The organism is Pantoea rodasii, assembly GCF_002095465.1.
Taxonomy (GTDB): domain Bacteria; phylum Pseudomonadota; class Gammaproteobacteria; order Enterobacterales; family Enterobacteriaceae; genus Pantoea; species Pantoea rodasii.
Window position 1 is genome coordinate 184,661 of record NZ_MLFP01000005.1, and the last position, 26,011, is coordinate 210,671.

Sequence of the window (26,011 nt, forward strand, 5' to 3'; positions counted from 1 at the left end):
AACAGGCGTTAGTTGCTGTGACATGTCACAGTGATAATTTCGTTTCGTGCCAACCAAGGTTGACCCAACAGGCCGCTTCGCCCTTGCACGGGCAATCCTGCACCGGCAGTTGATCGCCACACTTCCCGCACTGCCGCCCACTCAACTCTTCCTGCGTAGCCAGTAGCTCTGCGTGATACTTGCGAATCATGAGCGACACCAGTTCTTCCCGACTGTATGGCTCACGACCTGGACGGCGTTGAGAGCAATCGTAATCGAGCATTTGCACCTCTTCGGCATCAAGTACCAGTTCAACCTTTGTTTCACCGGCAGCGGCCTGACGTGCCCGCTGCGCTGCTTTGCGTTCGGTGGGTGACATTGCCATCACTCACACCTCCGCGCTTCCTGGAAAGCCTCTCCCGCATCCCGATAGCCTTGGTCGTATAAATCACCCCAGTCATGAGAACCTTTATTCCAATTCTGCTCTGTGTATCCATGACCAAGACAAATTTTCTTGATGTCATGCATAAACAACTCTTTTCCGGTCTTTGTTTCACTGCATACCAATGAGAGGAGTTCAATTGGAGCAGGGTTGGAAAATCTTCGACGGTCAGCAATACGTTGCGCGAGCAGCCGCTGGTTTTGTTTTCGCAGGTTAATAAGCTCATCGGCCATTGATTTCACCACCGCTGGTGGAGCGGAATGGTCGTTTAGGTTGTCCCATAGACGGCACATCTCGGTGCTGTCGTTCTTGCTTACATCCTCATGCTTCCCAGCGATAGCCAGTAGCACCTCGGCAGCACTTGAACTGATGTCCTGGAGGGCAGAAAATTTCACCTTGCTCATCACTCACCCTCCACGCGCTTGAACTCAATTACCCACACCCACGGGTTAGCCTGCCAGCTTTCCTCTCCGTAGATGGACTGCCACAACGCTGCGAACTTGGGCTTTTTGTAATCGCGTAGAAATGGACTGCCTAAACCTTCCGCTGCACAATCAGCCTCGCTGATATCTTGCAACCGCTCCACACGAACACCGGTAATCTCCAGCGTTATGCGGGAAGCCCAGCGCGGAATGTGGATGGATGGACGCCAGCGGAAAGGAACATGCACATCGCTTTCAGGGCTGAAAATACCGCGCACACCATCCACGACTTCAATGTCCAAGCGGCGATCGTCATCAGCTGCGTACCAGACACGGTCATTTGGGTAGTAATTCGCAAAGTCTTCACTCCACGTCTCACGCACCCACAAACGATCACCTACTGCACCGAACGGGCATAGATTGGCAGCAAGGCGACAGCCGACATAGCTCACCGCGCCACATTTACCGCGAACAACCGGATTTTGCATTCCACGCTCATGGTCTAGCTTGATGATCCGGCGCGTCTGCACCTTCCTGCCTTCCATAACTGCACGAACCATTTCGCTGTTAAAGATGATTGGACGTTCACGCATGGCTTTTCACCTCTGCAATGATTGGCAAAAGTGATGCCTGATCGCGAACCGCTTTGATGGCATCGTCTGGGTAGCCCCATATATTGCCGTCATAAACATTGCGGCGCTCCATACCAAGATAGTAGGGGTGGATTTGGGTGCCGTGGATGATGTAGTCGCGCATCATTTCAACTAAACCGCGCAAGGTTCCCCCGTGAGAGAAACCACGCCATTTGTTTGTCCAGGTGGTTTTGTGCGTGAAAACCCACTTGAGCGTGTAATCATCTAGGAACCAAACACGACCGCGCTTATCTACAAGCAGCTTAGAAGTCATGTCGGTGCTGTCGTTATAGAAGAACCGCCGCCCGTGTGCTGAGATAACCTGAATGAGTTGGTTGGCATGTTCCAGACGTTCATTTTTGGTAGCCATCACTCACCATCCTTAGCTGCATCGGCCCGGAGTTGGTTGGCAAGAGATTCAAGAGCCATTACTGGAACGCCGATATGACCAGTGCCTTCAAACTTATTCATCAGGTAATTGATAGCCAACTCGACACCTTCAGCGCGAATCTCATTGACCATGGCATCAGTAGCTGGAGAAGCTGGCTTATTGATGCCGGCACATGTGTAGACGCCAGTTCGTTTGCTCTCGGTGTAGCACTCGCCATCGATGTAATTAACCAACGCTGCGCACTCTGCTGTGACCAACTCCAGCTTCGAGCGCGACTCACGCGAATCATCACGCATAGCCAGCATCAGTGCTTCTGTGTCTTCCACTTTCCGCTGCAGCTCATTACCGCGAGCAATCGCAACATCGAGACGTGTAGCTGATTCCGCCAGTAGCTTTGCAATATCTAGTAGTGGGGTGTCAGCGCCCAATGTTTTAGCCAGGTCGTGAGTGACCGAAACCAGCTCTTTATTTGATAATTTATTAAACATGCTGGTGGCCCTTAGTGAATGGTACGGTGAGCGTTGTTGAGTCGCTCAGCTGCGTTCTGTGCTGCAACAGGGTTATGGATTACTGAGCCGTCAGGCATGATCCAACCCGCCAAAATGATGCTGTAGGGCAGGGTGATGATGCCTACAGTGATGTGGTCTTTAGGGTGTTGCATACTTCCTCCACGCTGTTTTTTGTTTGCACGAATCCCTTGCCTTTGATGGCAATAAATCACTGAGGGATTCATAAAATTGGCTGGCAGGTTCTGCAAAACCTGCAGCCGGTTAACTCCACGCTATGAAAGGTATTGCGGTGCCGGGTGCCTCCCGGTGCTCTGGCCGAACTGACAAGGTCCAGAGCGGTGACTTAGACTTGAAGCACCAACTGACCGCATGAAAGTTGGTATCAGTTCACCACGAGCGCATAGCCGCATTCACCACAACGTTGAGAGCACTTAGCGCCTCTGTGGCGCGCCCATTTACGCCCGCCAAATGCTCTCATCGTTGTGTGCCTGTCTTTTCACCACATCAGGCTCGATGGTATGCTGTTCATTCCTACACAGAATTTAGAGAATCTTATGGATATCAATGGACTTCAGGCTCAAATCAACGCATTAAATTTCGACATTGATAGACTTAAAGCCGCGCAAAAGCATTATGACGCCAACTTCGCAAACTTAACGGTAAGAACAGAAATCACCGTTAGCCTCATAGCTGCGCTAATTAATTCAGGCCTTATTGATAAAGATAAGGCTTGTGAATTTGTTAAATCAGCACCTTTAAATATTCCTGGACAAGAGGAAGCGGTCCAGGGAGCGAAGCAAACAATCATTAAGATTCTTTCGTCAGCGAAGCCTGCTTAATCACCGATACATCAATGAAAACCGGCCCGTTTTGAATTGCGAACGGCTTGGTCTCGACAACTTTTAAGCGTCCACTTGCGGCGCTTTTTGATTTGTTAGCCATCAATAACCTCGCTAAAAAGTGGCGGTTACCGGGTCGAACACTATCTTCCCTCTCCTACAAAGGGTGAAAGCCCCGGAGCAACCGCTTAAATAAAACAATATCTCTCTTTCCACTACACACAGCCTTCAAAACGGACTCTTTGAGGGTAACTGCACTTCGTCAAGATCAACACTCAGCACACCAGTATCTGCATCACATATCAGCTCAGCATTTGGGAAAAGCTTAAGGAAGGTAATCAAATCCCCAATGCTGTAGCCGTCATCTGCTTGACCATCATTGGCAATTTACTCACCTGACAACCTCCGCAAAAATCCAACCCAGATAATTCCAACAAGCTAAGTAATCGGATAATCTTTATGCATCTCTAAAGCGGCTGAAAAAGGAATTCGTAAGCTTGCAAAATCCACTTTCTCAACTTGCCCTTAATGCCTGGTACAAGGTCCTGATCGCCCTTGGAGGCGCAGTGTTTCTTCTCACTGGCGCTGGTGCATTTCCTGCTTTTCCTACAGCAGCAACAGGAGCTATCTCTCTCGGCTGTGTTTTCATTGGCATCGGCGAATGGATAAATCACCCTTTGAAAACTGCCATCTATCAGGAAGATGCTTTTAGGGAACGCGTCTTCACGATCAGATGGAGAAGCAACAAACCCATTGGCATCGCCTTTGACGTTCTTGGTGCCACACTCACAGCAATAGGGATTTACAAGTTCTTTTAAGTCCCAGCCGTAAACCTTAACTTCGCCTAACTCTTTGTTAATGCTAACCGAGCCGGGAGCAATAACATTTAGGTGCTCAAAGAACGAGTAATTCATATCCATCATCCTGCTTAATCGCGAATCATCCCGATACAGCTTTCCACATCAGTCGGCATCTATCCGATGAGTTAAATATACTTTCGAGTATATTGAGTGTAAATACTCAAAGGTAAATTAATTGTACTTTTAGGTATACTACGCTGTTTTATATGAAAATAAATTTTTAAGGGGGGTTGAGGCAATAAAAAACCCGGCGCTGTGGCCGGGTCAGGGGAAGAATCATTCAAGTCAGGGCAAGTTGGTAACCTTCGCATCGACAACCACACCTATGATCCGGCAGTTGCCATTGATTTCTGTCATTGGGTATTGAGGGTTTAAGGGCTTGAGGAACTTTCTGCCCGCATCAATTACCAACTTTTTGAAGGTTGCTTCGTTCTCATTGTCGAGCTTGGCGACAACCAGCTTCCCGTTACGAGCCTCAACCTCGGGGTCAATCAAGATTGCCATACCTTCAGGAATGCTCAGGCCAGCTGGAGCTGTCATCGAGTCACCCTTAACATCAAGCCAGAATGCATTCTCTGAGCAATCAACAGTCGTCTCATACCAGCGATCAACACTCTTGCGGTGATAGGGTTCTACAGCTTCCATCCATTGTCCTGCGCTAACCCAGCTGATAACTGGGAAACTTCCCTTTGGTTCATTCATGCCAGCGAAGGCCACGTTTGATGGCTCAGGTTTAACCAAACCATCCAGCCAGCCTCGACTGAGCTTTAAAGATTCTTCGATTTGACGAGCGGACTGCTCTCCAATGTTTCGCTTGTTGGCTTTTCCTGCTGGATAGAGCATTCGAGAAACAACGGTCGCGTCTAGCCCTGCCGCTTCAGCAAATTTTCTTTGTGTCTCATATCCATCTACCAATTCCTGCAGTTTCTGCCTGCGGATTTCGAAGATGTCATTGCCTGATTCAATTTTCATACCCGAATCATACGAAAATTTACTCTCAGGTAAATGACTCTCAGGTATTGAATAAAATATACTTACGGGTATACTCATTTTCATCAATCACAGGAGGCTTCATGGAAACGTTAAGAGCGTATCTAAATGGCCTTGCGTTGGGTAAGCAACGGGACTTCGCCGCTAATTGCGAAACGTCACTTGAGTACCTGCGCAAAGCAATCAGTAAAGGCCAAAAGCTTGGCCCAGCGTTATCAGTTCTTATCGAAATTAATTCATCAGGTGCAGTAAGCAGGAAAGACCTTCACCCGGAAGACTGGATGAAAATCTGGCCCGAACTGAATTCTAAAGCCACCGCAGCTTAGCGGTAACTACAACAGGGAAATAGAAATGGTAGACACCATAAACATAGCGATCCGCCTGATGTGCAAAGCGCATCCACATGGTCGTTTGGGCATGGCTTCTGACATGGGTATGACCATCGATCAGTTCCAAAACCACCTGTACCGGAAGTGCGGAAGTCGCTTTTTCACCATGGATGAGCTGCAGCAGATGGAAGACCTGTCCAAGAGTAATCACCTGGCTGAGTACTTCGCTAACCGCCGTGGCTTAACGCTGGTGGACATTGCCTCCGTACAGAATGTGGACAAGGTTGATTTGTTCGACATTGAGATGCGCTCTAACGCAGCAGCTGGCCAACTGGCGATTGCCAAACAGGAAGCCGCAGCTGATGGCGTGATTGACAAGCAAGAGTTGAAGAAGCTTTCCGGTTTATTTCAGCAAAAGATTCGCCACCAGATGCACGGTTTCTTTGGCTTCCTCGCGCTGTATGGCGCAAGCGTCTCAGAACACAACGTGGATATGTTCATGGCTAACCGCAAGGTGGAAGTTGCCGGGATGCAGGTTCAGTCGGCGGAGGTATGAAGTGAGTAGAGCAGAAAAGTTGAACGCCCCGGTTTGCAGACCAGAGCGTTCGGCATCGTCAAATCGTCCAGCGTGGAGAAACAACGATATGTCCAGCATAAATCATACAAGACCTGTCTTGCAATTCCGGTGTCGCGTGGAGGTTAGCGGCATTCGGTATGAGCAAATCATACCTGGTGCTGGTGGGGTGAACAACTACCACTCAGTGGATCATCTGGTAGTGGGCAACGCGTGGAATGATTTTTACCGTAAACCAGAGGGTTCCATATGCGAATCGTTGATCGCTGGTTCACCAACCGAAGAGGCATCGCTGTGCATGTCATTCGTTGGGAGTGAGACACTGGACGGGTTATCTACCTCATACCCGGTTACGAACATGGAGAGTGCTTTAGCCCTCTGGAAATGTTCCTCCGCGACTTTCGGGAAATAGAGGCACCACATGAGTTTACTTCTGAAAGTGAAACCGCTGGTGGTTAGCCCTGTGCTTGCCTGCCGTATCGGTCTCAACGAAGCAATCGTGCTTCAGCAGATTTGCTACTGGTTGGAAGACACGCCGTCTGGCGTTGAAAAGGCTGGCCGTAAGTGGGTGTACAACACACATGAGCAGTGGAATGAGCAGTTCCCGTTCTGGTCGTCAGATACGGTCAAGCGCGCACTTAACAGCCTGAAAAAACATGGTCTGATTCATGTGGAACAGTGGAACAAGTCTAAACATGACCGCACCAATTTCTACGCAATTAACTATGACAACCCACTGCTAACCGATGAGTGCAATTTGCCCTCATCGAAGGGTGCAAATTCCACCTCATCGAGCAGGGCAAAAACACCATCTTCGATTGGTGGCAATCTGCCCTCATCCATCGGGGCAAAACGCCCTGTTCTTACAGAGAATACAACAGAGAATACTACAGAGATTACAGGTAAAGACTCTTGTCCGGTTTCTGCGAAACCCGACGATGAGCTGGATGAGTTCAAGGTTCTTGAGCATCTGAACCGTGCCGCTGGTCTTCGTTACCAGAAATCTCGTTCATCGCTAGGCCCAATCCGTGGTCGCCTGTTAGAGGATTTTACCGCCGATGAGCTGATCCTCGCCGTGGATTACACCATCGCTAAATGGTCCGATGACGCCAAGATGCGCGACTACGTCCGCCCGGAAACGATTTTCCGTCAGGGAAAGTTCCCCGCATACCTCGGTTCGGCTCAGGCATGGGAGCGCGCTGGCCGTCCGCCATGCGTCAAAGGCAAGTGGCAGCGCGACACCACACAGGTGGCGAGCATGGATTACCAGATTCCTGACGGATTCAAGGGGGCTTAACCATGAAGCACGCAGTTAACACTGAATCGCTGATTCTGGCTCACCTGGTGGCGAACCCCGGCCAGACTCCGGCGCAGATTGCTCAAGCAATTGGACGTACTTACATAACGGTGAAGAGCACACTCAAGATCATGCTAGCCAACTGTGATGTATGGAATGACGGTTACTCCCTTCATTTCGCTGTTGAGGCCGATGGCATTGCCGAAACTGAGTATCTGCGCCTTGCGAAACTGGCTGAAGAGCTTCAGTCACGTAATTGCTGGTATCGCGCCGGACAGGCATGGGCACAAGCACGTAACTCTACCAGCCGTCCTGGCTTGCAAGAAAAAGCCATTTATCAGCATCAGCGCTGCATGGAAGAGGGCAACATCCGAGCGCCCAAGCCAGAGCCTGACCCGCTTCTGGGCAGGAGTTACAGCCGATGAGACCGATTAAAGCGCATTTCCAGTGCAACGCAGGATTTTACATCGGCGCGCGAGTTTCGATTCTGGCAATCATCAGTTTGACTATTTATCTGGCGTGGGAGTTTCACAAAGCATGAGCAATTTAAATCAGGTCTATAAAAACAAAGACGACAGCAACACCGATATCACCGTTCGTAAAACCCATCTGTTGGGCGTTGATGAGCTGTACATCGAGCCGGGTTATAACGTCCGCGACATTGATCAGACCCACGTCGAAGAATTCCGCGATGCGTACATTGCAGGTGAGCATGTCCCGCCACTGACCGTTCAGGTCACAGAGCAGGGTATTAAGATTATCGACGGTCATCACCGCTGGCATGGCGCGAAGATGGCACAGGAAGCAGGTTACGATATCCGCCTGGAGTGCAAAGACTTCGTTGGCAGCGAAGCCGATCGCATTGCCTTCATGGTGACAAGCAGTCAGGGCCGTGCACTTGAGCCACTGGAACGCGCAGCAGCATATCAGCGCCTGATAAACCAAGGCTGGGAGCCTGCTGAAATTGCCAAGAAGGTTAAGCGCTCTCCCGCCGATGTGGATCATCATCTCCAGTTGCTGACTGCCGGTGATGGATTAATCGCGATGGTTAAGGCTGGTGAAGTGGCGGCATCAACCGCAGTAGCCATGGTGCGTGAGCATGGCGCGAAAGCTGAGACCGTTGCTAAAACCCAGCTGCAGAAGGCTAAAGCGAGCGGCAAAAAGAAACTGACCCTGAATGATGCAATGCCTCAGTTCAGCGCTGCCAAGATGCGTGAGTTACTGGAGTTGGTGGCGAAACATTGTGAAGTGGATTTTGCAGAAGAGACCTTCGCAATCACACTGGTTTTCTCCAGCGACTTCGAAGCGCTGAAAGCGATGCAGATTATCAGAGAAGCCCGTGAGCACTTCGCATCAGAAGTTAAATCTGACGATATCGGCATTCATGAAACCACGTTACCGCTGAGCCGTGAAGACATTCAGCAGCAAAGCGGGATTGAGGTGCTGGCCTGTGTAGTTGCCGCGTTCGGCGATAAGCCGACCTACACGCACACTGAATCGAAATACGCTCACACATGGGCAGCAGACAGCATTGCCAATCCTGAGTTTCTGGTTATCCCTGCTGAGACAGTCGATAAAGCCATTTCATTCATCAGCAAACATGCTGCGCATGAAGATATTGCTGAATGGGTTTCGGCGAAGTATCAGGACGATCCACAGCTTGATGACGTCATTGAGCGTTTCGCTGACGTGCTATCAGAAACCGACATGTCGCTCGATGTGGTTTTGGCATTACTCGACAACATCGATCATGAATGTGGTTACAACATCCGAGCGCTGCGCCAAGAAGTCAGCAACCGCCTTTCCCGCGTTGTAGTTCCTGACAGCGAGGGGAATGAATGAAATTAACTTTGCCATTCCCTCCATCCGTAAACACCTACTGGAGAAATACCGGGAAGGGAGTATTAATCAGCGCCTCCGGGCGCTCTTTCCGATCCAACGCTATTGCGGCTGTGTATATGCAGTTAGGCCGCAAGCCAAAACCGATTGAGGTGGATGTAGAGGTGACTGTGATCATCTCGCCACCTGATCGCCGGCAGCGTGACCTGGACAATTACCTGAAAGCGCTGTTCGACAGCATGACTCATGCCGGAATCTGGAGGGATGACAGCCAGGTGAAAAGAATGGCGGTGGAGTGGGGGCCAGTAACCAAAGGCGGATTTGCTGAGATAAGCATTGGCGTTTATCAGGCGGTGGCTGCATGAGGGCGATTCTCACACCTGATGTTGCCAACAAAACCGGTATTGTCTTGTTCAAGCCGGGGAGCGAACTGATACCGATGTTCCGTGAGCGCGTGCTCGTCTGCACACTTCCCCGTGACATGTCACACCTACCAGCGGGGCTGGTAAATTCGAGCAGCCAGCCACTACTGGACGATGCCAGCCTGAAAGCCTTCTTCGCCGACGGCAGGGTGATCAAAGCCGCTGGTGGATGGGAAATTCATGATGCCTGGGTGCAAAAATCAGAGCCTGCCAGTACCGGGAAAAAGATTCTTTTCACCATCACGATTACACTACCCTGCGGACCGATTCAGGCTCACTTTGCCTATGTTATTCCTGCGACAATTCCTGTCGTTTGAACGGCGTACCTGGTATCCTGGAAAATGTCGCAGCGGTCAATTTGGCGCAGTGGATTATCGACTCTGCTTGCATCCAGATGGGATTAGGAACGGACCATCAGATGACGTTGCCGGAACTGTGCTGGTGGGCCAGTCTGAATGACGTTATCGACCTGATACCGGAATCACATGCCCGCCGCGTTCTGCGTATGCCAAAGCCTGTGGCTGTCACAGGTCCAATGCCTGAAGCGTGGATAGACCCGGCACCATCGGCGAAGCAAATGATTCAGGAAGCGGCAGAAGTGGTTAAGCAGGTGCTGACCATCAGCATTGATACTGAATCACCACAGTCATACATGGCACGACCAAAGCGTATTCGCTGGATCAACGAGAAATACACACGATGGGTCAAAGCACAGCCATGTGCATGCTGCGGAAAGCCAGCAGACGACCCGCATCACATCATCGGACATGGTCAGGGGGGAATGGGAACGAAGGCGCATGATTTATTTGTGATACCGCTTTGCAGGGCGCATCACGATGAACTGCACCGGGACATGAGGGCATTTGATGAAAAATACGGCAGTCAGGTGGAGCTGCTGGTCAGGTTCCTCGATCACTCGATTGCTGTCGGCGTGGTCGGGTAAAGTTAAAGCGTGGAGGGAGTTATATGCGTGACATGTCACTAATACTTAATTGTTGGGGCGCGTGGGCCGCTGCGGATAGCAGTGGAGTTGATTGGCAACACATAGCTGCAGGATTTAAGGGGTTAATACCTTATGGTATAAGCGGAAGACAACAATGCTGTGACGATGAGGGTATTCTAATCGACAGTTGTTTGGGCAAATTGAAGCAGCTGAGGCCAGAAGAATATGAAATTATTATAGCCCATTTTGTGCTAGGCTTATCTTTAAGAACAATCGCAAAAAAAGAAAGTGCTCGGATGGTACAGTAAGGAAAGACCTACAGACTGCGTTAGGTTTTGTAGAAGGAATGTTATGCATATTAGATTATAAATTCTAAAGATATCTTTGCATCAATCCTAAGGTGCCTATGATTGTGGGCACCCAAGATATAATTAATGAAAACTCCAAAACTCTGTGGCAAAAAACCTCATTATCACGAAGGTGCGTTTTTGCACTTGATAAGCGAGATTTTATTTCTGACTGCTCGCTAAGTAGCCTTTTTTCAATGCCATCGAATAGCGTGTTTTTTGCATGTACTATTCTCTGTAATTGCTTCATTTGAGATGAGCACATTAAAGAGGTAATTAGCGAAGTTAAGAATAACCCTATAAGAGCGATTATCGCTTCTGACTTTGATGTAAGTTGAAAGGTGGCAATTGATGCCGCTATAGATACAGGTATAGCTAATGCTTTCGTAGTTAGTTCTGACACGACTTTAGAAATTTTTTCAGCATATTCTAACTCGGCTTCAGATACCTCTTTCCTGGACTTATGAAAGGAGAATGCAGACATGTATATGGCTAAGTTATTCACATAAAGATTATTAAGCTCCTCCCATCCTTTAAGTATCTGAAAGAAGTTTCGTGAAGATGAGTTAACGTATTCAATGAAAGTATTTCTGAAAGTATTAAGTTTCTCAATATAGTGTATGTCTTTTTCTGCTCCAGGCTGTGCCAAAGCATCGATTATACTAGTATCTAAATTATCAATGCCCAAAATGCTTTCATCTAGATTTATCTCAACTACAGCTGTTGAAGATTTGGATTCTGAGTTTAATATAAATACAAGTTTATAAAAGGATTCATTTCCCTCTAGCTTTATATCATTAAAATGAGCTAATTTAGCCAGATTTTTAATCAGCTTACATATTGCTTCAATCTTTATTATAAAATCGGGTTTAAAATCATCCTTTGGGCAGTAGTTGTCTTCAGTAATATAGTAATTATTAGGAACTTCGCCTCTCTTTAAGGTGTTGGTAATTAAGAAATCAATTCTTCTTGGATAAAATTTCTCAGCGCTACCTTGATTTACCGAGAAAGTATATACTACTTTTTTACCATTCTTGGGTAGTTTGTTAGCTTCATCTATATCAACACCGTCAACTTCTACATCTTTAAACCTCCCCAAGCCAGTGTTTTCTTGAAATAAAGATACTATAAGTTCACGGTTCTCTATAAAATTTAATGATGCAGAAAAAAAAGCCCCCCTGAATTCAGGACATCCGGATGTTCTATAAAGTTTTATCACATCATTTAAGTCTGCCATTGTTAACCTTTTCTACTAACAGTAGTCATTCCCATCTCGTTAATTGCTTTTTTGATTTTTGTTTTTAGCTTCGAGCGGCAAATGGTTAAATGTTAGGTTGCCTTTTTCGTCATCATAAAATATTTTAGCATCGCTTGTGGTGCCGAGCAAATCCTTATCAAAATTAAAGCTATATTGGGAGTCAGGATCTTTAAAAATGACGTTTCTTATCTTATCCAACGAGGTCTTGTTAATTACAAACTCAGTGGGGATTTGGTTATCTTCGTTGTTTAGGTGTTTCATCAGGCCACGGACTAATTGATCCCTTTTCTCTTCATCAAGAAAGCTTAATTTACTTATTGCTAAAGCCTCCACGTCAGATAGTCGAGCAGAATTACTGGCTTTAAATTGGGTTTCCATGTAAGAAATTAAAGAATTTCTAAAATTATCTGCATGCGCCATTAACTCCTGATGTTTTTTGAAATAGCGCTTGGCTTCATTGGGTAACTTCCTAGTTGCACCAGCCGAAGCTGTGCCCTTATCGCAACCTAAAGCCGCTATGAAATAAGCAGCTGCTGACTGACCCGTCACCTTGTTTATAAAGCTTAAATAGCTCAATTCAGTTTTTTGTTCTTCATCTGCTTTTTGATATTCGTCATATAAACGAAAATTTATCTTAGCAGCTTGATTGATATTACTAAGCTCAAGATGGATCATTTCTTCTGGTTCTAAATTGTCGCTGATTGTCACACCGTTGGTTTTCTTAATCATTGTCACTATAAGATATCGCATTCCTGATAAGACGTAATCCGAGAATACAACATACCCTCCAGATGACCAAGGTTGAGATTTTGCAGCTTCAAACATTTGCTTCATTATTTGCTGGCTAAGTTCAATAAATTTATCTGAATCATAACCCGCTAACTGATGATATTGATTAAATAGCTCAGGTATTGGACCTTTGTGTTCACCTTTCTGAATGAAAATTCCATAATGCGCGGAATTACCCTTAGTGCCGTAAAGCTCAACAACTCCATCAACAAGCTGTTGTACGACCTTATTGCTCTTATCAAGTTCAGTATCACGCAGGTTATACGGTTTTGAATGATCAAAATCCTTTTGAGCCTCTTTGATAAGCTCGTGGACAATAACGTGCTTGATGTTGATTTTACTCATTTTTAACCTTCCATGTTTTGTTGCGGAAAATTCTTATAGAAATAGTATAAAAATACTAACGCGTACGCAAAAAGTATTGTAATGTGCTAAGAGTTGTTACTACGCAGTACTACTTATCATCATGATTTAGTTGCGAAAAATTTAGTTAATTCTAACGCCCTTAGCCTTGCTGGCTTATGGGCGTTTTTATTTACATCAAATCTCACTAACGTGCATTCTTGCGTTTGCGTTAAATCAAGCTTAACCCTGTGCTCGACGGGGCAAGTAACTATCGCGTAATGCGTCAGGGTTTTATTTACAGAGGGTCGCCATAGAGCGGCCTTCTTTCGTTTTTGCGCCCGCCAATCACATCGACTCTCACCCTTTCACGCTGTGGCGGCGCGCAATTTTAATTGTGACTACAGACAGCACCGACCGTAATCACGGAGGTGAAGATGAGTATCAACCATATGAGCAAACTAGCATCAGGAGCGGCATACGGCGCGGCTGGTTCAGCTGTGGCAAATGGCGTTTTATCGCGACTGAGCCCGGATGAATGGAGTGCGGTCGGCGTTATAGCAGGTATCGTCCTGGCGCTGATGACGTTTGCGATCAATGCCTATTTTAAGCGCAAGGTTTCACTGGCTCAGATAAGAGCACTTGAGCAGCGTGGATACATCCCATCCGATAAGCTTGGCGAGGAATAAATATGGCTATGTCTGCCAGCTTACGTAACAAGCTAATTGCCGCGGCAGGCGGTGGGTCAATGCTCATCGCTTCATTGTTCATCGGTGGTAAAGACGGCGTCGAAGGCCGCGTGTATGAGCCTTACAAAGATGTTGCTGGCGTCTGGACTGTTTGTGACGGCCATACTGGCAACGACATTGTGAAAGGCCGCAAGTACACCGACCGCGAATGCGAACGCCTGATGTGCAATGATCTACAGCCCGTTAAGAAAGCAGTAGATGGACTGGTCAAGGTTCCGTTGGGTGAGTATCAGCGCGCCGCGCTTTACAGCTTCACCTATAACGTTGGCACATCGGCTTTCTCGAAATCAACGCTTCTCAAAAAGCTTAATGCTGGCGATGTTACCGGAGCGTGTGAAGAGATGCGCCGCTGGGTCTATGCAGGCGGTATGAAGTGGCGAGGACTCCAGAACCGCCGCGATATGGAGCGTTCACTATGTCTTGCGGAAGGTGCAGATGACCTCTAAGGCAAAGGCTCTTATCGTTTTCGTCGTTGTATGTCTGATCGCTATCGTATCTGCATCCTCATTAGCTCTTTATTACCGTGGCAATGCCATCGAATACAAAGCGCAGAGAGATACGGCCACAGACAAGCTAAAGCTGGCAAACGACACGATCACGGATATGACCACGCGTCAGCGGGAAATTGCCGCTCTCGATGCGAAATACACGAAGGAATTAGCAGATGCTAAAGCCCGTCTCGAAGCTCTTCAGCAGTGTGTTAATTCTGGCAAGTGTGGGCTGCGCCTCAACGCAAAATGCCCAGCGGGTAACACCACCGGCACCGCCAGCGTGGATTATGCAGCCAGCCCCCGACTTACTGACTCCGCTCAACGGGATTATTTCACCCTCAGAGAGCGAATCGAAATCGCCGGAAAGCAAATAGCCGGATTACAGCAGTTCATAAGTGAACAATGTTTGAGGTAAAATCTCTTTTTTACTAAAAGGGATGACAATGGACACAGACTTTATAGCCCTTGAAACGATGCTTGCGGCTCAAGAAACGGCAAAATGGACTTTATGGATGATGTACGCAACTTGGGTAGCGGGTACGGCAACTTTTCTTGCGGTTGTAACGACTCTCTACTTAGCAAACAGAAAGCCCAAACCATCAATATCATCCCACTGTTCCACCGTAATTATCTCTCCCGCGCCTGGCATAAGCCTTATTGGATTGAGTGTTGAAATTGCTAATATCGGCATCTATCCAGTTATGGTGAGCTCAATAACGTGGGAGTGCGGAGGGAATAAAAAGTTTGTAATGAGTATGAATGGCGTTGGGTCAGCATCACTCCCCAAAAAACTTGAGCACGGCGAGTCAGCGATGTTCTTTCACCAGTTTGATGATTTTGGTGAATGGAAAGCTTTAATGTTAAAAAACATTGAAAATTCTCAAGGAAAATTGAAAAAGCTTAGATATTTAGTCAGGCTCGGAACTGGTCAATCATTAATTTTCAAACTTGATCGCCCCCTGATGAATTCTCTGAAAACGTGATCAATAATCTTGCTCTCTGTGAGATTACTGAGCTTTTTAAATTTAAAGGAAGAAGATAAAATAATTTTCCCAGCGTTGAAAAGGATTAAAAAATGTTTGTCGATAATCATTTACCAGTAGACGAAGATAATCCCGGCATGGTTAAAGCGTGGGGCGTTGTGCGCAGTAACAAATGGCATTTGGCTGGAGTTTATGGTTCCAAAGAAGAAGCTGCAGTTAAGGCAGATGAAATGGGCGCTGATTATTTTGTGCATTACGGATCGCACAAGCTAGGCACCGATGATTTTGTTTGGGGTGGGTAAAACACACTCATCACCTAACCGCCTACGGGCGGTTTTTTTGGGGAGGTTAAGTGTCCGAGCCACGTATCTATAACAGCCGCTGGGACAAAGCCAGGCAGTCATTTCTCAGATCTCACCCGCTATGTGTAATGTGTCACCGACAAGGGCGGGCAGTCGCCGCAGCAGTTGTCGACCACATCAAGCCTCACCGCCTTAAAGAAGCAATCAACGGTGGCAAGCAGGAAGAGATTGCCATTGCTCAGAAGCTTTTCTGGGACAAAGGCAACTGGCAGCCGCTGTGCAAACAGCATCATGATTCGACGAAACAGCGTGAAGAAAAGCGTGGTCATGTCATCGGATGCGACGAGAACGGCATGCCACTCGACCCATCATCCCACTGGAGAAAACGATAATCATTATCATTTGCACGATATCAGCACGAAAGTGGTGCAAAAATTTAGCATTATGCGGGGGAGGGCGGGGCAAATCTTCAGGGTTCATCGCCTTCCTGACCGCCCGCCCCCCTTTTTATGCACAACCGCGAAATGAAAAGTTTTTTTCTGGGAGGTTTTTATGGCCGGAAGACGACCAAAACCTACCCATCTGAAAGTTGTTACTGGGAATCCCGGCAAGCGCGCGCTCAATAAAAAAGAGCCGAAGCCAGCACGGGAAATTCCAAGCCCTCCATCACATCTGACCGACTGGGGTAAAACAGCCTGGGGAAAGCTCACCGTTCTTTTGGACGGGATGGGCGTGCTCACGGTTGCGGACACATTTGCGCTCGAACGGCTCTGCGATCTGTATGCAGAAATTCTGCAATTGCGCCAGATAGTCGATATCGAAGGGCGCACCTATACGACTAAAACCCAGATGGGTGATTTTCTTATTAAAGCTAACCCGGCTGTCGCCATGCTGGCGGATGTGGATCGTCGGTTTAAAAGTTATCTGGTGGAGTTCGGCCTTACACCGGCTGCCCGGTCAAAGGTAAATGCTGATGGTGGAGAAAAGGAAGAAGACCCGCTCAACCAGTTCTTCGGTTGATCCGGCAACGCAGTATGCAATGGACGTTACCAGCGGCACGGTTATTGCCGGACCAGACATCCGCGCTGCATGTGCCCGCCACCTTCGCGATCTGGAAGAGGGTCCGAAGCGTGGCCTGTTCTGGGATGTTGAAGCTGTAACTCGCGTCGTTAATTTCTTCGCTCAGGTTCTTAAACTTAACGGCGGGGAGCATGAGGGAAAACCTTTTATCCTGCTGCCATGGCAGTGTTTCATTGTAGGTTCTCTGTTTGGCTGGAAAGCGGAAGACGGCACGCGCCGCTTTCGCATGAGTTATATCGAATCCGGTAAGGGTTCAGGCAAGTCGCCTCTGGCTGGTGGTGTTGGGCTTTACCTGCTGATGGCAGACAAGGAGCCACGCGCCGAGGTTTATGCAGCGGCAACCAAAAAAGACCAGGCGATGATTTTGTTTCGCGATGCGGTCACGATGGTAGATCAGTCTCCCGCACTGTCTCAACGCATTACCAAATCAGGCACGGGTCTCAACGTCTGGAACCTTGCATTCTTGCAGACGGGTTCTTTCTTCAAGCCGATCAGCTCCGATGATGGTCAGTCAGGTCCGCGCCCTCACGGCGCGCTGATTGATGAAGTCCATGAGCACAAAACAAACGCCGTTGTTGAGATGATGCGCGCCGGGACTAAGGGCCGTCGTCAGGCGCTGATGTTCCTCATCACCAACAGCGGCCACGATAAGACCAGCGTCTGCTTCGAGTATCACGAGTACGGACGCAAGGTTGCTGCAGGTGATTTGGTTGATGACAGCTTTTTCAGCTTCATCTGTTCACTTGATGAAGGTGATGATCCCTTCAAAGACGAAACATGCTGGGGTAAAGCTAACCCCTCTCTGGGGCAAACATTCACGGATAAATATCTGCGTGAGCAGGTGACGCAGGCGCGCGGCATGCCTTCAAAAGAGAGCATCGTTCGCCGCCTTAACTTCTGTCAGTGGGTAGAAGCGTCCGATCCGTGGATTGACAGCGACACCTGGATGAACTGCGAAAAGGACTTTGATCCCGAAGATTTGGCGGGAGAAGAGTGTTACGGGGGGCTGGACCTCTCAGGCTCCCGAGACCTGACGGCACTGGCGCTTTACTTCCCGAAATCCAAGAAGCTTTTAGTCGAATTCTGGACCCCTAAAGACTCGCTGCTTGAGCGCGCCAAAACGGACCATGTTCCCTATGACGCCTGGTTGCGTAACGGCTTCATTCACGCACCACCGGGGAAGGCAGTTAACTACGGCTTTGTGGCGGTGCGAATTGGTGAGTTGGCTGCCAGATATGACATTAAGTGCATCGCGTTTGACCAGTATCGCATTAAGTATCTGGAGCCCGAACTCGAAAGCGAATCTGTGAGCGTTGACCTTGTTCCGCACGGTCAGGGCTTTTATAAGGCGCAGGAATCCGGACTCTGGATGCCGCGCTCTATCGAGTTGTTTGAGGAACATCTCAATAACCGGGTTCTTGTTATCCGGCCTAATCCCTGCCTGCGCTGGAACGCTGCCTCTGCCGTACTGGAGGCAGATCAGAAGGACAACCGTATTTTTGCCAAAAAGAAAAGCACTGGCCGTATTGATGGCGTGGTGGCGTCTGCTATGGCAATCGGTGCGGCTGAGGATGCAGTACTGGTAGACAGTGGCGACCCCGATGACTTTTTTGACGACCCGATTATGGTAGGTATCTGATGAAGGAAAAGAAACAGCCGGGCCGCATTAAGAGCGCGATTGTTAACTGGCTTGGCGAGTCCATTGGGCTTAACGATGCTGCTTTCTGGCAGGAATGGTACGGCACCAGTAGCAGCGGAAAAGTAGTGACAGCTGAGAAAGCGCTGGCGCTGGCTTCGGTCTGGGCATGTGTTCGACTTCTAAGTGAATCGGTTTCAACTCTGCCCATGAAGGTTTATGAACGCGCTGCCGATGGTTCCCGCAAGCTTGCTCTGAATCATCCGGCCTATCAGCTGCTTTGCCGCCGCCCGAACAGTGAAATGACACCGTCACGATTCATGCTGATGGTGGTTGCCAGTATCTGTCTGCGGGGCAACGCCTACGTTGAGAAAAAAATGATCGGCACCAAGCTGGTTTCGCTTGTGCCACTTCTTCCACAGAGTATGAAGGTAGAGCGACTTGACAGCGGTGAACTGCAATATACCTACACCGAAAAGGGCATACCCCGCATCATTCCTGTGAAGAACATGATGCATATTCGTGGTTTCGGGCTAGATGGCGTCTGCGGGATGATGCCGATGCGCACCGGGCGTGATGTGTTCGGTGCCGCAATGGCGGTCGAAGAATCCGCTGCCAAGATTTTTGAAAACGGTATTCAGACATCCGGCTTTTTCCTGTCGAAGAACCTGCTGACAAAAGAGCAACGCCAGAAGAACCGTGAAAACCTTAATCGGTTCGTTGGGTCAAAAAATGCCGGAAAGGTAATGGTGCTGGAAGGCGATATGTCCTATCAGGGCATTACGCTTAATCCTGAAGACGCTCAGATGCTGGAGTCACGTTCGTTCAGTATTGAAGAAATCTGCCGCTGGTTCCGTGTTCCGCCCTTTATGGTGGGACACGTTGATAAACAAAGCAGCTGGGCTTCGAGTGTAGAGGGTATGAACCTGCTGTTTCTGACCAATACGCTGCGCCCGATGCTGGTTAATATTGAGCAGGAAATTTCACGCTGCCTGCTTAACGGTGATGAAGATTTATTTGCTGAATTCTCCGTTGAGGGTCTGCTACGCGCCGACAGCGCCGGACGTTCCGCCTACTACACCACCGCACTGCAGAATGGCTGGATGTCACGTAATGACGTTCGTCGCCTAGAGAATCTGCCGCCAATTGAAGGCGGTGATATCTACACCGTGCAGCTTAACCTTACCCCGCTTGAGGACTTGCGAAAAACAGCATCGAAGCAAGGGCTACGTTGTTGCGCGAAGTTCACAATGCAGTTTTCCCGGACATTCCTTTAGAACAGTCACCGCTTAAAAAAGCGGCTTAGGAGCAACCCCCATGACATTGAAAAGTCTTCCGGCAGCGCCGGAGGGGCGGCCTTTTGCGCGCGAAAATCGCGATCTGCCGTCCTCCGCAATGGATCGCTGGAACGGTGGTATTAAAGCCGCAAAGCAGTCTGAAAACAGCATTTCAGTATTTGATGTGATCGGTGCCGACTGGTACGGCGATGGAGTCACCGCCAGCCGTATCGCGGCGGCGCTCCGCTCAATCGGCGGTGCTGATGTAACCGTGAATATCAATTCGCCAGGTGGCGATATGTTCGAAGGTCTGGCGATTTACAACCTGCTGCGCGAGTACGAGGGAAAGGTCACTGTTAAGGTGCTTGGTCTCGCCGCCTCTGCAGCGTCGATTATCGCGATGGCCGGTGATGAGGTGCAGATTGGTCGCGGTGCTTTCCTGATGATCCATAACTGCTGGGTGTATGCGATGGGCAACCGTCACGACCTGCAGCAGATTGCTTCGGACATGGTGCCTTTTGATAAGGCTATGAACGATATCTACGGCGCTCGCACTGGGCTGGATACCGCCACTATCGACGCGATGATGGACGCTGAAACCTACATCGGTGGGAGTGATGCCGTTGATAAGGGGTTTGCGGACCGGCTGCTTTCAGCAGATGAAATTGCAGACGACGACGACAGCCCCGCCGCTGCATTACGCAAACTTGACGCGATGCTGGCTAAAACCGATGCACCTCGCTCCGAACGTCGAAAACTTCTCAAAGCACTAACCGGCAGCAAGCCAGGCGCTGCTGCCACCCCTGAAGGTATGCCGGGCGCTACCGACGAAATCAACCCTGAAAGTATTGAACAACTTAATAACGCGCTGGCCGCGTTCGGCAAATGAGGATTACCCATGTCTGAAGTAAATGAGATTCTTAAAAAGGTCACGGCAAGCATTGAAGAAGCTAATGGCAAATTCAGTGCCAAGGCAGAAGATGCCCTGAAAGAGGCAAAGAAGGCGGGCTCACTCTCTGCTGAAACGAAGGACGCAGTTGATAAAATGGCTTCTGAACTCAATGCCATGCGTGAAGCAGAAAAAGTTCTCAAAGCCTCTCTTGGCGAACTGGAGCAGCACGTTGCTCAGATGCCTTTAAACAACGCCGCTAAAGTTGTTGAGACAGTGGGCCGTCAGGTTGTTTCCTCTGAAGCGCTTAAGGCTTTCGCTGCTGGCGTTGAAGGGAATAAGCGCCTCAGCATTCCGGTTAGTGCAGCGCTGGTTTCAGTCGATGTCCCTGGTCAAATCGTTGCACCTGACCGCCTTCCAGGTATCGACACCCAGCCAAAGCAGCGCCTGTTTATCCGTGATTTGATTGCGCCGGGTCGTACGGCTTCCAACACCATTTACTGGGTGCAGCAAACCGGTTTCACCAACAGAGCTGCTGCCGTGGCTGAAAACACGACCAAGCCGTACAGCGACATTGCCTTTGCGGAGAAGATCACGCCAGTCCGCACGATCGCTCACCTGTTTAAGGCGGCCAAGCAGATTCTGGATGATATGCCGCAACTGCAGTCCACTATCGATGCAGAGCTTCGCTATGGGCTGAAGTATGTTGAAGAACAGGAAATTCTGTTCGGTGATGGAACGGGTGCGCATCTCGACGGCATTGTTCCGCAGGCTTCAGCTTTTGCCGCTGCCTTTGAAGTTGAAAGCCAGAACGGCATTGACGATCTTCGCTTAGCCATGCTTCAGGCTCAGCTGGCGAGATTCCCGGCTTCTGGTCACGTCCTGCACTTTATCGACTGGGCCAAGATTGAACTGACCAAAGACACGCTGGGTCGCTATATCTTGGCGAATCCTGCGGCGCTAACGGGACCAACCCTCTGGGGTCTTCCGGTAGTGGCTACCGAAGCGGCCGCATTCCAGGGCAAATTCCTGACTGGCGCGTTTAATGCCGGTGCGCAAATCTTCGACCGTGAAGATGCTAACGTTGTGATCTCCACCGAAAACGCCGACGACTTTGAGAAAAACATGATCTCAATCCGTTGTGAAGAGCGTCTGGCTCTGGCGGTTAAACGTCCTGAAGCATTCATCTACGGTACATTCACCATTCCTGCTGCCAGCTAATTAATCCGGCGGCCTGAGTGCCGCCTCATTCAGGGGTACGTTCATGAAACTGATTCTGTTAAAGCCGAATTATTTCAAGGGTGTGGTTGTAACTGAAGGCCAAACCATTGAAACGGATGAGCAACACGGTCGACAACTCATCAAGCTTAAGTATGCCCGCCCAGTCGATGATGAAGGCGGTGAAGATGCAAAGGCTAAAGCCGCTGCTGAAGCGCAAGCCAAAGCAGAAGCCGAAGCGCAGGCCGAAGTTGAAGCCAAGGCCAAGGCTGAAGAAGAGGCCCAGGCTAAAGCCGCTGCTGAAGCGCAAGCCAAAGCAGAAGCTGAAGCAAAGGAAAAAGCTAAAAAATAAGGCCTGGTCATGCTGCTGACGCTCGAAGAAATCAAATTGCAGTGCCGTCTGGAAAGCGATTTCACTGCAGAGGATCAGCTTCTTGAGCTTTTTGCTCTGGCTGCTGAAGCGAAGGCGGTGACCTACCTCAACCGCAACCTCTATAAAACAATTGCCGACATTGCCCCGCTTGATACTGACGGCATGGTGATCACAGAAGACATCCGGCTTGCCATCCTGATGCTGGTCAGTCACTGGTACGAACACCGTAGTTCTGTGTCTGAACTGGAGATGACAGAAACGCCGCAGGCGTTTGAGTTCCTTCTTTATTCACGCCGCCTGCCTGTGTCGGGGTACTGATATGCAGTTACGGTCATCAAATACTAGCGCTGTATTCACGCTACCCGATCCCGGTGAACTTAATAAGCGCATCCACTTACGGCAGCGTATAGATCATGCGGCGGCGGATTATGGCGTTGAGCCGGTTTATCAGAATGAAAAGGATGTGTGGGCAAAGGTCCGTCAGGTAGGGGCTACCACATATCACGAATCCATTCAGGCTGATGACATCATCACCCACTACATTACGATCCGCTTTCGCCAGGGCATTACTTCAGATTTTGAGGTGGTTTATGGCGGCAATATTTACCGGGTTAAGCGCCTTCGTGATCTTAACTCCGCTGGCCGTTACCTGCTGATGGAATGCGAAGAGCTGGGTGCGGTAGAGCGCGATGGAGAGATGTATGGATAAGCCTCTGCTGCACGTCGATTTCGACCAGCCGAAAGAACTTGTTTTTAATCGCGCCAAAATGCGGAAGGCCTTTGTAAAAATAGGCCAGGTGCACATGCGTGATGCACGCCGGATGGTGATGAGCCGTGGGCGTTCATCGCCGGGTGAGAGTCCTGCATACCTCACTGGCAGGCTGGCTCGCTCAATCGGTTACTACGTTCCGCGCGCATCCAAAAACCGTCCTGGCCTGATGGTGCGCATTGCGCCAAACCAGAAGCGGGGTGAGGGAAACAGGCTCATTGAAGGCGATTTCTATCCTGCCTTCCTGTTTTACGGTGTCCGGCGCGGGGCGAAACGCGGTAAAAGCCATCATAAAGGCAAGTCTGGCGGCAACGGCTGGCGTATTGCACCACGTAAGAACTATATGGCGGAGGTGCTTGAATCCCGCAAAAGCTGGACGCGTTACGTACTCAGCAGGGCGCTACGTACCTCACTCAGGCCTGAAAGGAAAAAGAAATGAAGCTGTCTCTTGTGATAGCTGCGCTTCGCGCGCGATGTCCGCGCTTTGCGGGCAACGTGGCTGGTGCGGCGGAATTCAAAGCCATTCCTGAGACCGGAAAAATGAAACTTCCGGCAGCCTACGTGGTGCCGACTGAAGACATCACTGCCGAACAAAAGTCACTGACCGATTATTGGCAGAACGTCACTGAAGGGTTTGCGGTTGTCGTTGTACTGGACAATACCCGCGACGAACGCGGTCAGGCATCAGGTTATGACGCGGTGCATGACGTGCGGGGTGAAATCTGGAAGGCGCTGTTGGGCTGGCAACCGGATGAAGACGCGGGCCCGGTGGCTTATTCCGGCGGTCAGCTTCTGGATATGGACCGTGGACGACTCTATTACCAGTATGAATTCATGCTGACGCGTGAAATCACAGAAGATTTGACGCGCCAGCATGACGATCTCAATGCTCTGGATGATTTTAGAGAAATCGATGTCGACGTGGACTTTATCGGCAAAGATCAGAAACCAGACGGCATGATCGAACACAAACTTCAGGTCAACCTCAGCGAGTAACCAATGAAACTAAAACCTGTAGCCGGGCGATCAGTTCCTGATCCTGCCCGTGGCGACCTATTGCCCAAAGAAGGGCGAAACGTCGAAATGAGTACCTACTGGCTCCGCCGTATTAAGGCTGGGGATGTTACGGAAGTCAAAGCAGAAACAAAGGCTTCTGCAAAAGACGCAACTAAACAAGGTGGCGAGTGATGACTGTCAGCTTTAATCAGGTACCTTCTGATATCCGCGTGCCGCTGTTCTGGGCAGAGATGGATGCCAGCCAGGCAAACAGCGCGAGTTCAAGCAGCCCGGCACTGCTAATCGGTACCGTGGCGACCACGGCAACGGTTGTAAAAAACACGCTCACTATCATGCCCTCTGCTGATCTTGCCGGGAAAATTTGTGGCTTCGGTAGCCAGTTACACCGTATGGTCAAGCGCTATCGCGCCATCGATCCCTTTGGTGAGTTGTGGATTCTGGCTGTGGGTGAATCTACAGGTGCGCAGGCAGCAGGCTCGGTAGTCATTGCAGGCACAGCTCAGGCGTCAGGTACGCTCAGCCTTTATATCGGGGTTGAACGTGTGCAGGCCGCCGTGGTGATTGGCGATGAGGCTGCTGACGTTGCCACCACGCTGGCAGCTGCTATCAACGCGAATGCCAGTCTGCCTGTTACTGCAACAGTCACTGACGGATCAGTGGCAGTGAAAGCGCGCCACAAAGGCCTGACCGGGAATGACATTCCGCTGATGATGAACTACTACGGCACGGTGGGCGGTGAAACTACACCGGACGGCATTACCGTGACCATTACCGCATTGTCTGGCGGTACCGGTTCACCGGACCTTACCGACACCATTGCGGCAATGGGCGATGAGCCATTTGATTTCATTGGTCTACCGTTCAGCGATTCGGCATCTCTCGCCACTATGGCGCTGGAAATGAATGATGGATCGGGACGCTGGAGCTATGCGCGTCAGCTGTATGGCCACGTATACACGGCCAAAACTGGCACATTGTCAGACCTGGTTGCTTTTGGCGATACCATGAATAACCAGCACATCACCGTTGCGGGTTATGAAGTGGCCACGCAGACAGCCTGCGATGAGCTTGTAGCGATGCGCACCGCCCGCAACGCGGTATTTATCCGCAACGATCCGGCGCGCCCAACGCAAACCGGAGAGCTGACCGGTGCACTGCCGGCACCGAAGGGGAGCCGCTTCATCCTTTCAGAGCAGCAGTCTCTGCTGACGCACGGTATTGCAATGGCCTATGCCGAAAGCGGTGTGCTGCGTATTCAGCGCGATATCACAACCTATCAGCAGAACAGCTACGGCGTGTCTGATGACAGCTATCTGGACAGTGAAACGCTGCATACCAGCGCTTACGTTTTGCGCGAACTGAAGAGCGTTATCACCTCCAAGTACCCGCGCCATAAACTGGCTAATGACGGCACCCGCTTTGGTGATGGCCAGGCGGTGGTGACGCCAGCGGTTATCAAAGGTGAGATGTGCTCGGTCTACAAGCAGATGGAGCGTTCAGCCATCGTTGAAAACTTTGACCTGTTCAAAACCTATCTGGTGGTGGAGCGCAACGCGGATAATCCAAACCGCGTTGATGTGCTGTTCCCGCCTGACTACGTTAATCAGCTGCGTGTATTTGCTCTGGTTAATCAGTTCCGTCTGCAATACAGCGAGGAGAGCGAATAATGGCCCGTATTGCTGGTACCACGTATTTCAAACTCGACGGGCTTCAGTTGTCGCTGACGGGTGGCATTGAAGTGCCGATGAACACCAAGGTAAACGATGATTTGATCGGGCTTGCTGGTGATGTTGATCGTAAAGAAACACATCGTGCCCCTTACATCAAAGGCACTTTCAAGGTACCGAAGACTTTCCCTCTCAGCAAAATCACAGAGTCCGACAACATGACCGGTACTGCTGAGCTGGCGAATGGTCAGGTGTATGTCCTGACCGAAGCCTGGTTGTTTGGTGAGGCCAATCACAATGCCGAAGAAGGTACGGTTGACCTTGAATTCCACGGTTCAGAAGGATTTTACCAGTGA

General features: G+C 49.7%; 35 protein-coding genes and 4 pseudogenes. 30 read left to right on the top strand and 9 right to left on the bottom strand.

Annotation, left to right across the window (positions count from 1 at the left end; all coding sequences use genetic code 11):
- Positions 1–25: 25 nt before the first annotated feature.
- From HA45_RS09130 to HA45_RS09155, 6 genes are read right to left on the bottom strand one after another with little or no spacing between them, the layout of a single operon-like run.
- The gene (locus tag HA45_RS09130) at positions 26–364 is read right to left on the bottom strand and encodes a hypothetical protein (RefSeq protein WP_100702661.1); all 339 of its coding nucleotides are present in this window, start codon (positions 362–364) and stop codon (positions 26–28) included.
- Complete coding sequence (locus tag HA45_RS09135) at positions 364–825, bottom strand: hypothetical protein (RefSeq protein WP_100702662.1); 462 nt, start codon at positions 823–825, stop codon at positions 364–366. The genes HA45_RS09130 and HA45_RS09135 overlap by 1 nt, the downstream gene beginning before the upstream one ends.
- The gene (locus HA45_RS09140) at positions 825–1,436 is read right to left on the bottom strand and encodes an ASCH domain-containing protein (RefSeq protein WP_100702663.1); all 612 of its coding nucleotides are present in this window, start codon (positions 1,434–1,436) and stop codon (positions 825–827) included. Before HA45_RS09140 ends, HA45_RS09135 begins: the two co-directional genes overlap by 1 nt.
- Positions 1,429–1,845, bottom strand: a complete 417-nt coding sequence (locus HA45_RS09145) for a YoqU family phage-derived protein (RefSeq protein WP_100702664.1) — start codon at positions 1,843–1,845, stop codon at positions 1,429–1,431. Before HA45_RS09145 ends, HA45_RS09140 begins: the two co-directional genes overlap by 8 nt.
- Complete coding sequence (locus HA45_RS09150; protein ID WP_100702665.1) at positions 1,845–2,354, bottom strand: hypothetical protein; 510 nt, start codon at positions 2,352–2,354, stop codon at positions 1,845–1,847. Before HA45_RS09150 ends, HA45_RS09145 begins: the two co-directional genes overlap by 1 nt.
- An 11-nt stretch (positions 2,355–2,365) precedes the next feature.
- Positions 2,366–2,527 (bottom strand): DUF1317 family protein, encoded by a 162-nt coding sequence (locus tag HA45_RS09155; RefSeq protein ID WP_100702666.1) that lies wholly within the window; start codon positions 2,525–2,527, stop codon positions 2,366–2,368.
- 366 nt (positions 2,528–2,893) lie between these two features.
- Here HA45_RS09155 and HA45_RS09160 point away from each other — a divergent pair, with 366 nt between their 5' ends.
- Positions 2,894–3,214 carry a hypothetical protein gene (locus HA45_RS09160; RefSeq protein ID WP_100702667.1) on the top strand — a complete coding sequence of 107 codons (321 nt, stop codon included), beginning with the start codon at positions 2,894–2,896 and terminating at the stop codon, positions 3,212–3,214.
- A 497-nt stretch (positions 3,215–3,711) separates the two neighbouring features.
- On the top strand, positions 3,712–4,032 hold the full coding sequence (locus HA45_RS09165; protein WP_128598915.1) for a hypothetical protein: 321 nt from the start codon (positions 3,712–3,714) through the stop codon (positions 4,030–4,032).
- Between the two features lie 327 nt (positions 4,033–4,359).
- Here the strand turns inward: HA45_RS09165 and HA45_RS09170 are convergent, their stop codons facing one another.
- Positions 4,360–5,046 carry a LexA family protein gene (locus tag HA45_RS09170; protein ID WP_100702669.1) on the bottom strand — a complete coding sequence of 229 codons (687 nt, stop codon included), beginning with the start codon at positions 5,044–5,046 and terminating at the stop codon, positions 4,360–4,362.
- A 101-nt stretch (positions 5,047–5,147) separates the two neighbouring features.
- On the opposite strand from HA45_RS09170, the gene HA45_RS09175 reads away from it, so the two are divergent.
- The 9 genes and pseudogenes from HA45_RS09175 to HA45_RS09215 all read left to right on the top strand — a co-directional run bounded on the left by HA45_RS09175 (position 5,148) and on the right by HA45_RS09215 (position 10,844).
- Positions 5,148–5,390, top strand: a complete 243-nt coding sequence (locus tag HA45_RS09175; RefSeq protein ID WP_100702670.1) for a Cro/Cl family transcriptional regulator — start codon at positions 5,148–5,150, stop codon at positions 5,388–5,390.
- Between the two features lie 25 nt (positions 5,391–5,415).
- Positions 5,416–5,949 carry a YmfL family putative regulatory protein gene (locus HA45_RS09180; RefSeq protein ID WP_100702671.1) on the top strand — a complete coding sequence of 178 codons (534 nt, stop codon included), beginning with the start codon at positions 5,416–5,418 and terminating at the stop codon, positions 5,947–5,949.
- 348 nt (positions 5,950–6,297) lie between these two features.
- Positions 6,298–6,426, top strand: a pseudogene (locus HA45_RS29415) (DUF4222 domain-containing protein); the annotation flags it as partial.
- A complete protein-coding gene (locus tag HA45_RS09190; protein WP_100702672.1) occupies positions 6,389–7,264 on the top strand; it encodes a conserved phage C-terminal domain-containing protein in 876 nt (291 codons plus the stop codon). The pseudogene HA45_RS29415 and the gene HA45_RS09190, both read left to right, overlap by 38 nt.
- A 2-nt stretch (positions 7,265–7,266) precedes the next feature.
- Complete coding sequence (locus HA45_RS09195; RefSeq protein WP_100702673.1) at positions 7,267–7,689, top strand: MarR family transcriptional regulator; 423 nt, start codon at positions 7,267–7,269, stop codon at positions 7,687–7,689.
- Between the two features lie 112 nt (positions 7,690–7,801).
- Complete coding sequence (locus tag HA45_RS09200; protein WP_100702674.1) at positions 7,802–9,106, top strand: ParB/RepB/Spo0J family partition protein; 1,305 nt, start codon at positions 7,802–7,804, stop codon at positions 9,104–9,106.
- Complete coding sequence (locus HA45_RS09205; RefSeq protein WP_100702675.1) at positions 9,103–9,468, top strand: RusA family crossover junction endodeoxyribonuclease; 366 nt, start codon at positions 9,103–9,105, stop codon at positions 9,466–9,468. Before HA45_RS09200 ends, HA45_RS09205 begins: the two co-directional genes overlap by 4 nt.
- Positions 9,465–10,468 (top strand): annotated as a pseudogene (locus HA45_RS09210) (DUF968 domain-containing protein). Before HA45_RS09205 ends, HA45_RS09210 begins: the two are co-directional and overlap by 4 nt.
- Before the next feature lie 23 nt (positions 10,469–10,491).
- Positions 10,492–10,844 (top strand): annotated as a pseudogene (locus HA45_RS09215) (antiterminator Q family protein).
- Here the strand turns inward: HA45_RS09215 and HA45_RS09220 are convergent.
- Together HA45_RS09220 and HA45_RS09225 are read right to left on the bottom strand one after the other, a co-directional pair.
- The gene (locus HA45_RS09220) at positions 10,841–12,052 is read right to left on the bottom strand and encodes a hypothetical protein (protein ID WP_100702678.1); all 1,212 of its coding nucleotides are present in this window, start codon (positions 12,050–12,052) and stop codon (positions 10,841–10,843) included. The pseudogene HA45_RS09215 and the gene HA45_RS09220 overlap by 4 nt on opposite strands.
- Positions 12,053–12,091: 39 nt before the next feature.
- A complete protein-coding gene (locus HA45_RS09225; RefSeq protein WP_128598916.1) occupies positions 12,092–13,207 on the bottom strand; it encodes a nucleoid-associated protein in 1,116 nt (371 codons plus the stop codon).
- Between the two features lie 434 nt (positions 13,208–13,641).
- On the opposite strand from HA45_RS09225, the gene HA45_RS09230 reads away from it, so the two are divergent.
- From HA45_RS09230 to HA45_RS09320, 19 genes and pseudogenes are all read left to right on the top strand, one after another.
- Positions 13,642–13,893: a phage holin gene (locus tag HA45_RS09230; protein WP_240629233.1), complete on the top strand. Its 252-nt coding sequence runs from the start codon at positions 13,642–13,644 to the stop codon at positions 13,891–13,893.
- 2 nt (positions 13,894–13,895) lie between these two features.
- The gene (locus HA45_RS09235) at positions 13,896–14,399 is read left to right on the top strand and encodes a lysozyme (protein WP_100702680.1); all 504 of its coding nucleotides are present in this window, start codon (positions 13,896–13,898) and stop codon (positions 14,397–14,399) included.
- Positions 14,389–14,859 (top strand): lysis protein, encoded by a 471-nt coding sequence (locus HA45_RS09240; RefSeq protein ID WP_100702681.1) that lies wholly within the window; start codon positions 14,389–14,391, stop codon positions 14,857–14,859. Before HA45_RS09235 ends, HA45_RS09240 begins: the two co-directional genes overlap by 11 nt.
- A 28-nt stretch (positions 14,860–14,887) precedes the next feature.
- A complete protein-coding gene (locus tag HA45_RS09245) occupies positions 14,888–15,427 on the top strand; it encodes a hypothetical protein (RefSeq protein ID WP_100702682.1) in 540 nt (179 codons plus the stop codon).
- A 92-nt stretch (positions 15,428–15,519) separates the two neighbouring features.
- Positions 15,520–15,729: a hypothetical protein gene (locus HA45_RS09250; protein ID WP_100702683.1), complete on the top strand. Its 210-nt coding sequence runs from the start codon at positions 15,520–15,522 to the stop codon at positions 15,727–15,729.
- Between the two features lie 50 nt (positions 15,730–15,779).
- On the top strand, positions 15,780–16,121 hold the full coding sequence (locus tag HA45_RS09255; RefSeq protein WP_100702684.1) for an HNH endonuclease: 342 nt from the start codon (positions 15,780–15,782) through the stop codon (positions 16,119–16,121).
- A 160-nt stretch (positions 16,122–16,281) separates the two neighbouring features.
- Positions 16,282–16,749: a phage terminase small subunit P27 family gene (locus tag HA45_RS09260; protein WP_100702685.1), complete on the top strand. Its 468-nt coding sequence runs from the start codon at positions 16,282–16,284 to the stop codon at positions 16,747–16,749.
- A complete protein-coding gene (locus HA45_RS09265) occupies positions 16,703–18,448 on the top strand; it encodes a terminase large subunit (protein WP_100702686.1) in 1,746 nt (581 codons plus the stop codon). Before HA45_RS09260 ends, HA45_RS09265 begins: the two co-directional genes overlap by 47 nt.
- Positions 18,448–19,751: pseudogene (locus HA45_RS09270) on the top strand (phage portal protein). Before HA45_RS09265 ends, HA45_RS09270 begins: the two are co-directional and overlap by 1 nt.
- A gap of 11 nt (positions 19,752–19,762) precedes the next feature.
- Positions 19,763–20,611 carry a head maturation protease, ClpP-related gene (locus HA45_RS09275; protein ID WP_100702688.1) on the top strand — a complete coding sequence of 283 codons (849 nt, stop codon included), beginning with the start codon at positions 19,763–19,765 and terminating at the stop codon, positions 20,609–20,611.
- Positions 20,612–20,620: 9 nt separating this feature from the next.
- The gene (locus HA45_RS09280; protein ID WP_100702689.1) at positions 20,621–21,832 is read left to right on the top strand and encodes a phage major capsid protein; all 1,212 of its coding nucleotides are present in this window, start codon (positions 20,621–20,623) and stop codon (positions 21,830–21,832) included.
- Between the two features lie 43 nt (positions 21,833–21,875).
- Positions 21,876–22,181: a DUF7210 family protein gene (locus HA45_RS09285; RefSeq protein ID WP_240629235.1), complete on the top strand. Its 306-nt coding sequence runs from the start codon at positions 21,876–21,878 to the stop codon at positions 22,179–22,181.
- 9 nt (positions 22,182–22,190) lie between these two features.
- A complete protein-coding gene (locus HA45_RS09290) occupies positions 22,191–22,520 on the top strand; it encodes a head-tail connector protein (protein WP_100702690.1) in 330 nt (109 codons plus the stop codon).
- Between the two features lies 1 nt (position 22,521).
- The gene (locus HA45_RS09295) at positions 22,522–22,911 is read left to right on the top strand and encodes a phage head closure protein (protein WP_100702691.1); all 390 of its coding nucleotides are present in this window, start codon (positions 22,522–22,524) and stop codon (positions 22,909–22,911) included.
- Positions 22,904–23,410: a hypothetical protein gene (locus tag HA45_RS09300; RefSeq protein WP_100702692.1), complete on the top strand. Its 507-nt coding sequence runs from the start codon at positions 22,904–22,906 to the stop codon at positions 23,408–23,410. The genes HA45_RS09295 and HA45_RS09300 overlap by 8 nt, the downstream gene beginning before the upstream one ends.
- Positions 23,407–23,967 (top strand): phage tail terminator protein, encoded by a 561-nt coding sequence (locus tag HA45_RS09305; RefSeq protein ID WP_100702693.1) that lies wholly within the window; start codon positions 23,407–23,409, stop codon positions 23,965–23,967. The genes HA45_RS09300 and HA45_RS09305 overlap by 4 nt, the downstream gene beginning before the upstream one ends.
- Before the next feature lie 3 nt (positions 23,968–23,970).
- On the top strand, positions 23,971–24,159 hold the full coding sequence (locus tag HA45_RS09310) for a DUF2635 domain-containing protein (protein WP_100702694.1): 189 nt from the start codon (positions 23,971–23,973) through the stop codon (positions 24,157–24,159).
- On the top strand, positions 24,159–25,655 hold the full coding sequence (locus HA45_RS09315; RefSeq protein ID WP_100702695.1) for a phage tail sheath subtilisin-like domain-containing protein: 1,497 nt from the start codon (positions 24,159–24,161) through the stop codon (positions 25,653–25,655). The genes HA45_RS09310 and HA45_RS09315 overlap by 1 nt, the downstream gene beginning before the upstream one ends.
- The gene (locus HA45_RS09320) at positions 25,655–26,011 is read left to right on the top strand and encodes a phage tail tube protein (RefSeq protein WP_100702696.1); all 357 of its coding nucleotides are present in this window, start codon (positions 25,655–25,657) and stop codon (positions 26,009–26,011) included. Before HA45_RS09315 ends, HA45_RS09320 begins: the two co-directional genes overlap by 1 nt.